This window comes from Nitrosomonas eutropha (assembly GCF_900116685.1).
In the GTDB taxonomy this organism is placed as follows: Bacteria; Pseudomonadota; Gammaproteobacteria; order Burkholderiales; family Nitrosomonadaceae; genus Nitrosomonas; species Nitrosomonas eutropha_A.
In genome coordinates this window covers 527,119-534,327 of sequence record NZ_FPBL01000001.1, presented here as the reverse complement: position 1 = coordinate 534,327, position 7,209 = coordinate 527,119, and the positions used below count along the sequence as shown (strand labels likewise).

Sequence of the window (7,209 nt, the reverse complement as noted above, 5' to 3'; positions counted from 1 at the left end):
TGGCGCGGCCCGAGAGAAATTGGGGCGCAACGCTTGCAGCACGTTCCTGATCGTGGATGCGCAGAGCGCAGAGCGTGAAGAACACGGACACGGCGAGCCAGAAGGGCTATGACGCCGGCAAGAAGGTATCGGGCATCAAACGTCATATCGCGGTAGATACCCAGGGTTTGCCGCATACTATTGCAGTAACCACGGCAGAAGTGACTGATCGCAAAGGAGCGTTGCAGGCTCTCAAGCGCTGCAAACCGAACTTGAAGCAAATCCAAAGTCTGCTGTGTGATAGCGGCTACGTCGGTCAGCCTTTTGCCCAGGGCGTCAAGGACATCCTGGGCGAGCACGTGACAGGGCAGATTGCCAAGCGTAGTGAATTGCACACGTTCAAGGTTATCCCCAAGCGCTGGATCGTCGAGCGCAGCTTTGCCTGGCTGGAGAAGAATCGACGACTGTGGAAGAACTGCGAGCGCAAACTCAACACCAGATTGCAATTCATTCATCTGGCCTTCATGGCACTGATACTCAGAAGATCATAAACAGGTTCTAACCAAAGAAGAGTAAGTCGCAGAAAAGTTTATAAACTTTATTTTGCTCTGCGGCGACGTACCCAACTCAATCCAGCCATTGCCAGGCCAACCAAGGCAAGTGAACCGGGCTCAGGGACAGTACCGGGAGGAGGATTGTCTGCTGGCGTATAATTGTAGGTTATCTCAAGACCACAACCGGCTTGAGTCTCCTGGGATACGCGAATATTACCACCCCCTCCGGTCTGCGTATTGCCGGTAAGACTGTTGCAGGTGAAGCTCAAGTTACCACCACCGATGAAAGCACTGAGATCTCCAGCAGAAACATTGATCAATGTTGAGCCATCGATATCTGCATTCCCAAGATCATAGGTACCTCCGTTACCAGCAATATTGATGAAGCCGGTATTGAATAGCGGCAAGCTTAATAATTCACCGCTTAGGGACCCTCCAGATAAAAACAGGTTCAGATTACTCTCAAAGGAAAGATTCTGGCTCTGGGCAGCAGTATTCGTCAATGTGCCCGATGAAATCGCATGGCCGAACAATTCAACCGTAACCGAATCAAGGGTACCAAGACTGGTATCAAAAAAGGGCAGGTTGAAAGATTGCGCGATCTCAGTAGTTTCTAAATTCAGTGGTAAAGAAGAATAACTAACTGCTGTTTCCCCATGCGCAGCAAAAGCAAGCATGCCAAGCGCGGTGGCCAAAGTAGCTTTTTTTATCATTTTGTTATTTCCTTTAGAAAAAGTAATTTGAAATTTTTTACATTATTACATATGTAAATTAAGCAATATTTATGCCAAAATCATAATCATATGCATTAATAATGCATATTTTATGCAATTAAGATTTATTTTCCTGGAGTGTAAAAAATATCGACATATAAAAATATTTTTTAGAAATAAAAACTTACAGGCAGGCTCCCCAAAACCCAATAGTACTGGCCAGCCCCCGCTTAGATGCAATAATGCATTTTCAGTATCCTGGGTCTATGACAACATCAAAAGTGTAAAGAAATTCGACATATACGTATTCCATCAGACATTCACATATAAATGAAAGACTTAAATAATATGGGTCTGAGGAAGCAAAGCACTTATTCTTGCCGAGCAAATGCGCCGGAAGGGGAGCGCGTGACCGGAGGAAAGATAATCCAATGGATTATCTTTTTGCGTTGTGGTATCTGACTCATTGGAGTAGTATACCTACATGGTCAAGCAGGTTCCGATCAACGTGGTGGAAACGCCGGAGTTCCTGTCGGCGATGCGAAAGCTCATGGACGACGAAGAGCGCGCCTTGCTGGTGGACTATCTGGCCCACAATCCCACGGCGGGGGATCTCGTTCCGGGGACAGGCGGCATCCGCAAGGTCCGCTGGGGGCTGGAAGGGCGAGGCAAGCGCGGCGGCGCGCGAGTGATCTACTTTTACCACGACGCCGATATGCCGCTCTTTGCGCTTACCGCCTACGCCAAGAACGAACGAGTTGATTTGAGCCAGCGGGACAAGAACGACTTCCGCCAGTTAACCACGATGCTGGTGGACACATTCAAAAGGAGAAAGCCATGAGCAAGGTTGCAGACAGCATCCGGCGCGGCCTTCGGGAAGCAGTGGCCTATGCCGAGGGCAAGGCCGATGCGACCGCCTATCGCGTCCATGTTCCCGAACGGATCGACGTGAAGGCGATCCGCGCGAAGCTCGACATGACGCAGGAAGAATTTGCCGGACGGTTCGGTTTTTCGGTGAACACGCTGCGCCATTGGGAGCAGGGTTCGCGCCAGCCGGAAGGACCGACTCGCGCCTATCTTCTGGTCATCGATCGAGCGCCCAAAGCGGTGCGGAAAGCCTTGCAGGCGGTATGACCAGAACTGCCGGCAAAAAGGCAATCAGTTATTCCTGGTTTGCACCGATCAAATGCAGGTCGATGGCGATAAATGCAGGTTCATTTGCAGTTATCTCTGGTTTGCGGGATGGATAGATGCAGTTATTTCCGGCTCAAAATTGCATTGAATGCAGGTTGATCCAGTTATAAATGCAGGTTATTACAGCTATCGCTGATGTTTTTGATGGTGGACGTTTAGAGGTTGATGGAAATATTCGTATAGGAGTACTGGGGAACGGAACACTCAACGTGACTGATGGCGGAAAAGTTTATAGCCATAGTGAAAGTCTTGTGGGGGATTATTCTGGTGAGAGCTACTATGGTGGTACGGGTACTGTAAATATTAAAGGAGAAAATTCACTTTGGGGAATTAACTCCACATATGGTCTCGATGTTAATAATAAAGGCACTCTCAATATAGAGAATGGCGGAAAAGTAGGTCTTGCTATTGATAGCGGTTTTCCTCGCCCAGATATTCGTGTTCAACTTGGTGGTGCCATTAATGTTGCAGGTGTAGATTCACAATTAGGGCACTTGAATAAGATTAATGTTGATGGTGAGTTGAATGTGAGTGACGGTGGGGTTGCTTCAGCTTTGGATGTATATGTTGGAAGAACGGGGGGCGCTTGCACTCGATAATGGGGGAGTACTTGGTAAAGTCCCTCTTGGTATGGACATGAGCTCTCGTTTGGTAGTTCATAATTATGGTACAGTCTCAGGTGATGACGGTAGAATCGACGGAGATGTCATTAATTATGGCCTGATCAGTCCAGGAAATTCTCCGGGAATACTGACAATTACTGGCGATCTTACGCTTAAAAATGACAGTGTTCTGCACATGGAGATTTTTGGGCCAACAGCGTATGATCAGCTCATCATCGGCGGTAATTTTGTTGCGGGCGGTGTACTTGAACTGGATTTTGGCGGCTATACACCAGGTTTTGATACTGCCTATGATCTGTTCCAAGTAAGTAGAATGAGTGGTAATTTTTCAGAAATCAGGTATCTTAATCTTGCTGAAAACTTTGATACGGATTTACTATCCCGTGGCTTTGACAATGGAATATTCCGATTGATCATGGCAAGCAATGATGGTCCCGTGATTCCTGGCGATCCGGGAAATAATGCTGTCCCTGAGCCATCCAGTGGTTTGTTGATTGCATTGGGTGGTCTGGCCATGTTGATGCTGCGTCGCCGTAACTCCCCAATTAGTCTGATTTAAGACTGATTTATTTGTGAAGGCAAGGATCCTTGTCTTCACATTCTCCTCTCTTCATTAAGCGCCTGACCATGATCTGCACTCAGGTTGCCAGGTTACTTCAGTAATTTTGTCGAAAATCTTTACACTTGATGCGGCTTGTAGCTGGGTTGCTACTTATTGTTCCGGGCCACTATCTGCCAGTTCCACTCGCGATTGAAAACAGTGATCATGGCGGGGGGTTCCTTAGTATAATCCGGCAATGAAATTCGATATTGTAGTGATTGGGGGCGGGCTGGTAGGTGCGAGTCTGTTGGCCGCTTTGAAGGATAGCGGGCTGAGGCTGGCGTTGATTGAATCACGGCCGCCAGCGCCTTTGCCAGCCGATGACAGCTGGGATGGGCGGGTGTATGCGATCAGCCCCGGCAGTGTGGCATTCTTGCATGCTTGCGGAGTTTGGCAGCGGATGGATGTGGCGCGAGTGACACCTGTCCATGAAATGCGGGTACATGGTGACGACAGCGCTGCCAGGATTGATTTCAGCGCGTATGAGAGTGGCGTGCCGGAGCTTGCCTGCATCATCGAGAATCGCCAGCTGCAACATGCTGTCTGGGAGACGCTATCGGGGGCAGAAAATGTGCAACTGTTTTGTCCGGCGCAGTATGACTCACTTACTTGGCATGAATCCTACATTGAGCTGACTTTGTCAGATGGCACGGTTTTGCAGACGGCGTTGCTGGTCGGGGCGGATGGTGTCAATTCCCGTGTTCGTGAACAGGCGGGAATTACGGTAGATCGCCATAGCTATCATCAAACCGGGGTGGTCGCCAATTTTGAGGTGGAGCGGCCTCATCATCACATTGCCTATCAGTGGTTCCGCCGTGATGGCGTTCTTGCACTGCTGCCGTTGCCGGGGAAACGGGTTTCGATGGTCTGGTCAGCGAATGCAGTACTGGCTGATGAGTTGCTTACTTTATCACCCGAGGTGTTATGCGGCCAGGTTGGACGGGCGGCAGAGCATGAGCTGGGCATGATGCGACTGGTTACGCCGCAACGTGGCTTTCCGCTGAACTTTGTACAAGCCAAATCACTCGTCAAACCGAGGCTGGCTTTGATTGGTGATGCTGCGCATGGGATTCATCCGCTGGCAGGCCAGGGCGTTAATCTGGGATTGCGCGATGCCCGTGAGCTGGCTAATGTTCTTTTGCAGTTTGACGGGCTGGGAGATTGTGGTGAATTTTCTTTGCTACGCTATTATGAACGTAATCGCAAGGAAGATATTCTTGCCATGCAATGGGTGACAGACGGGTTGCAGAAACTGTTTGGTAGCGAGGATGCAGCCATTATGCGCATTAGGAATCTGGGGTTGGGGATTACCAATCGTTTTCCACTTCTGAAAAACAGATTGATGCATCATGCGCTGAGCTGAATTCACTTTTTACGGTTACTGGATTTTTATACTGGAGAAATAGTATGCGTTTGTTTTTATGTTCATTCGGCCTGTTGGGGTTGTTATTGTCCGGAATTGCGCAGGCGAATGAGGCTGATCTGAAAGAGGCGATTCAGGCTCTTTTCCCGGAGAGCAAAATAGAAAGCCTCACGCAGACACCTTATCTGGGGCTGTATGAGGCTGTGATCGATGGGGAAATTTTTTATACGGACGAGAAGGCTGAATATTTTTTCATGGGGCATATTGTGGATGCCAAGAAGCGGGCAAGCCTGACCAGTGAGCGCATGCAACAGATCCGGGATTCGCGGCGGATTGCAATTGACTCATTGCCGTTGGAACATGCGCTGAAAACAGTCAAAGGAAACGGAAAACGTACGCTGATTGTATATTCCGATCCCAATTGTCCTTATTGCAAAAGACTGGAGAAGGAGCTGGTTAATGTGACGGATATCACTATTTATACCTTGCTTTATCCTGTTCTTAACGGCTCCATGACAACAGCTGAAGCCATCTGGTGCTCTGAAGACAGGGTCAAGGCATGGGATGATTTTATGCTGAAATCAGTTGCTCCTGCTGGCAAGAGTTGTGATGCACCGCTGCAGATACTGCTGGAATCAGGCCATCAGAACAGAGTAACTGGTACACCAACCCTGATTTTTGCGGATGGCTCAGTGGTACCGGGTTTTATCCCGCAATCAGAAATCGAAAAGCGGCTAGATCAGGCAGCGAGTCAGTGATACAGATGTTATCTGCCTGATTGGTTACTTTTTATTCCCTGTATTGCTTAGGAAGCAGGACCCACATCTGGGCTTGTTGCTTCATCTTACCCGCTTGGGTCTGGGCTTCCGAGCTGTGTCCCCAGAAAAAATCAGCACGCACCCCACCCTTGATAGCACTGCCTGTATCTTGAGCAATCATCAGGCGGTTAAGTGGCTGTGCTGTATTGGGCCAAGTGGTGGAAAGATAGACTGGAGCACCCAGCGGAACGCTGTCCGGATCGATAGCCAGACTTCTGCCCGCCGTTAAAGGAACTCCTAGCGCACCGATCGGTCCGGCAAGATCGGCTGACAGTTCGCGAAAGAAAATATAACGCGCATTCTGCTGCAGCAGGGATTTTAATTTGGCAGGGTTTTGCTGTCCCCATTGTTTGATAGACTGCATGGACACCCGCCAGGCGGGTAGCTCACCCTGATCAATCAATATTTTTCCGATAGAGCGGTAGGGATAACCGTTGTGATCCGCGTAGCCGATTTTTACGGTTTCACTATCTTCCAGCACGATGCGGCCAGATCCTTGTATCTGAAGAAAGAACAGCTCGACCTCATCCTCTACCCACAACAGTTCTTTTCCTTTCAGCAGACTGCGGTTGTTCTCGATTTCAGCACGGGTGTAGTAAGGAATAATTGTGCGTCCCTGTAGACGGCCACGTAGCGCTACCTGATTTGCATCGGGTAGCGCATCTTTGAGCTCGATCGTCAGCAGATTGTCGGGAGTGGAATAAATCGGATAACGGAAGCGGCTGGAATAGTTACGGCTGCCTTTAAGCAGAGGTTCATAGTAACCGGTTGCCAGGCCAATGGTAGTGCCATCTGGATTGATCACCTGATAAGGTGCAAAGTGATTTTCAAGAAAATTTCGAACAGCTTGTTCACTGGTATGCCGAATGGTTGTAGCCTGCGTGCATACCTCCTGCCAGGAGGGGCGCCGTTCGAGAGATTTACAACTTTGCATGAAGGTATTCCACGCTGGAAGAAGGCTTTCATGTTGCCAGCCTGGCAGCATTGACCAACTGGCAGCTTTAAGTAGCCTCATATCTTCCTTGTCTTTGGTATCTTGAGTGGGGCTTGCTAATTGTGGTGTTGTGGGAATGGCGGCCACTTTTGCAGGTATTTGGGATGTGGAAGATTTGGTGGAAATGGTTTCAGTTTTGCAGCCGGTTAATCCGAGCGGGATCAAGATCAGCAGGGTGATAAATTGGGTTTTCAGCAGATTTCGGTTAAAGTATCTGTTTTGTAAAAACATTTTTTCAGGGAAGAATATGTGGATTTTAGCACTGGAAGCAATCTTGGCGTTGAGTCTGTTCATTTTCCTCGTCTGGTGGACGCTCCCCCGTAAAAAAAATAAACCACTGGAACAACTGGATAATAACAAGGATGAAAAA

General features: G+C 48.8%; 8 protein-coding genes and 1 pseudogene. 7 read left to right on the top strand and 2 right to left on the bottom strand.

Annotated features, from left to right (window positions below; all coding sequences use genetic code 11):
- A pseudogene (locus BM331_RS02675) lies at positions 1 to 530 on the top strand (IS5 family transposase); the annotation flags it as partial.
- A 47-nt stretch (positions 531 to 577) separates the two neighbouring features.
- Here the strand turns inward: BM331_RS02675 and BM331_RS12120 are convergent.
- Entirely contained in the window at positions 578 to 1,246 is a 669-nt protein-coding gene (locus BM331_RS12120) for a PEP-CTERM sorting domain-containing protein (protein WP_074926749.1), read from the bottom strand.
- 484 nt (positions 1,247 to 1,730) lie between these two features.
- Between BM331_RS12120 and BM331_RS02665 the strand changes: the two genes are divergently transcribed.
- From BM331_RS02665 to BM331_RS02640, 6 genes are all read left to right on the top strand, one after another.
- The gene (locus BM331_RS02665) at positions 1,731 to 2,087 is read left to right on the top strand and encodes a type II toxin-antitoxin system RelE/ParE family toxin (RefSeq protein WP_256214787.1); all 357 of its coding nucleotides are present in this window, start codon (positions 1,731 to 1,733) and stop codon (positions 2,085 to 2,087) included.
- Positions 2,084 to 2,380 (top strand): helix-turn-helix domain-containing protein, encoded by a 297-nt coding sequence (locus tag BM331_RS02660; protein WP_074926747.1) that lies wholly within the window; start codon positions 2,084 to 2,086, stop codon positions 2,378 to 2,380. The genes BM331_RS02665 and BM331_RS02660 overlap by 4 nt, the downstream gene beginning before the upstream one ends.
- A 170-nt stretch (positions 2,381 to 2,550) precedes the next feature.
- Positions 2,551 to 3,039: a hypothetical protein gene (locus tag BM331_RS02655; RefSeq protein ID WP_074926745.1), complete on the top strand. Its 489-nt coding sequence runs from the start codon at positions 2,551 to 2,553 to the stop codon at positions 3,037 to 3,039.
- Complete coding sequence (locus BM331_RS02650; protein ID WP_083414658.1) at positions 2,999 to 3,622, top strand: PEP-CTERM sorting domain-containing protein; 624 nt, start codon at positions 2,999 to 3,001, stop codon at positions 3,620 to 3,622. Before BM331_RS02655 ends, BM331_RS02650 begins: the two co-directional genes overlap by 41 nt.
- Before the next feature lie 238 nt (positions 3,623 to 3,860).
- Entirely contained in the window at positions 3,861 to 5,027 is a 1,167-nt protein-coding gene (locus tag BM331_RS02645) for a UbiH/UbiF family hydroxylase (RefSeq protein ID WP_074926741.1), read from the top strand.
- 44 nt (positions 5,028 to 5,071) lie between these two features.
- Positions 5,072 to 5,785 (top strand): DsbC family protein, encoded by a 714-nt coding sequence (locus BM331_RS02640; protein ID WP_074926739.1) that lies wholly within the window; start codon positions 5,072 to 5,074, stop codon positions 5,783 to 5,785.
- Positions 5,786 to 5,816: 31 nt separating this feature from the next.
- Here the strand turns inward: BM331_RS02640 and mltA are convergent, their stop codons facing one another.
- Positions 5,817 to 7,133 (bottom strand): murein transglycosylase A, encoded by a 1,317-nt coding sequence (mltA, locus tag BM331_RS02635; protein ID WP_256214786.1) that lies wholly within the window; start codon positions 7,131 to 7,133, stop codon positions 5,817 to 5,819.
- Between the last annotated feature and the right edge of the window lie 76 nt (positions 7,134 to 7,209).

What these genes read in the sequence shown, in the direction of transcription:
- BM331_RS02655 (WP_074926745.1), top strand. Translation starts at nt 2,551, where the DNA reads ATGCAGGTTATTACAGCTATCGCTGATGTTTTTGATGGTGGACGTTTA.
- BM331_RS02660 (WP_074926747.1), top strand. Translation starts at nt 2,084, where the DNA reads ATGAGCAAGGTTGCAGACAGCATCCGGCGCGGCCTTCGGGAAGCAGTG.
- BM331_RS02640 (WP_074926739.1), top strand. Translation starts at nt 5,072, where the DNA reads ATGCGTTTGTTTTTATGTTCATTCGGCCTGTTGGGGTTGTTATTGTCC.
- BM331_RS12120 (WP_074926749.1), bottom strand. Translation starts at nt 1,246, where the DNA reads ATGATAAAAAAAGCTACTTTGGCCACCGCGCTTGGCATGCTTGCTTTT.
- BM331_RS02645 (WP_074926741.1), top strand. Translation starts at nt 3,861, where the DNA reads ATGAAATTCGATATTGTAGTGATTGGGGGCGGGCTGGTAGGTGCGAGT.
- mltA (WP_256214786.1), bottom strand. Translation starts at nt 7,133, where the DNA reads ATGAACAGACTCAACGCCAAGATTGCTTCCAGTGCTAAAATCCACATA.
- BM331_RS02650 (WP_083414658.1), top strand. Translation starts at nt 2,999, where the DNA reads ATGTATATGTTGGAAGAACGGGGGGCGCTTGCACTCGATAATGGGGGA.
- BM331_RS02665 (WP_256214787.1), top strand. Translation starts at nt 1,731, where the DNA reads ATGGTCAAGCAGGTTCCGATCAACGTGGTGGAAACGCCGGAGTTCCTG.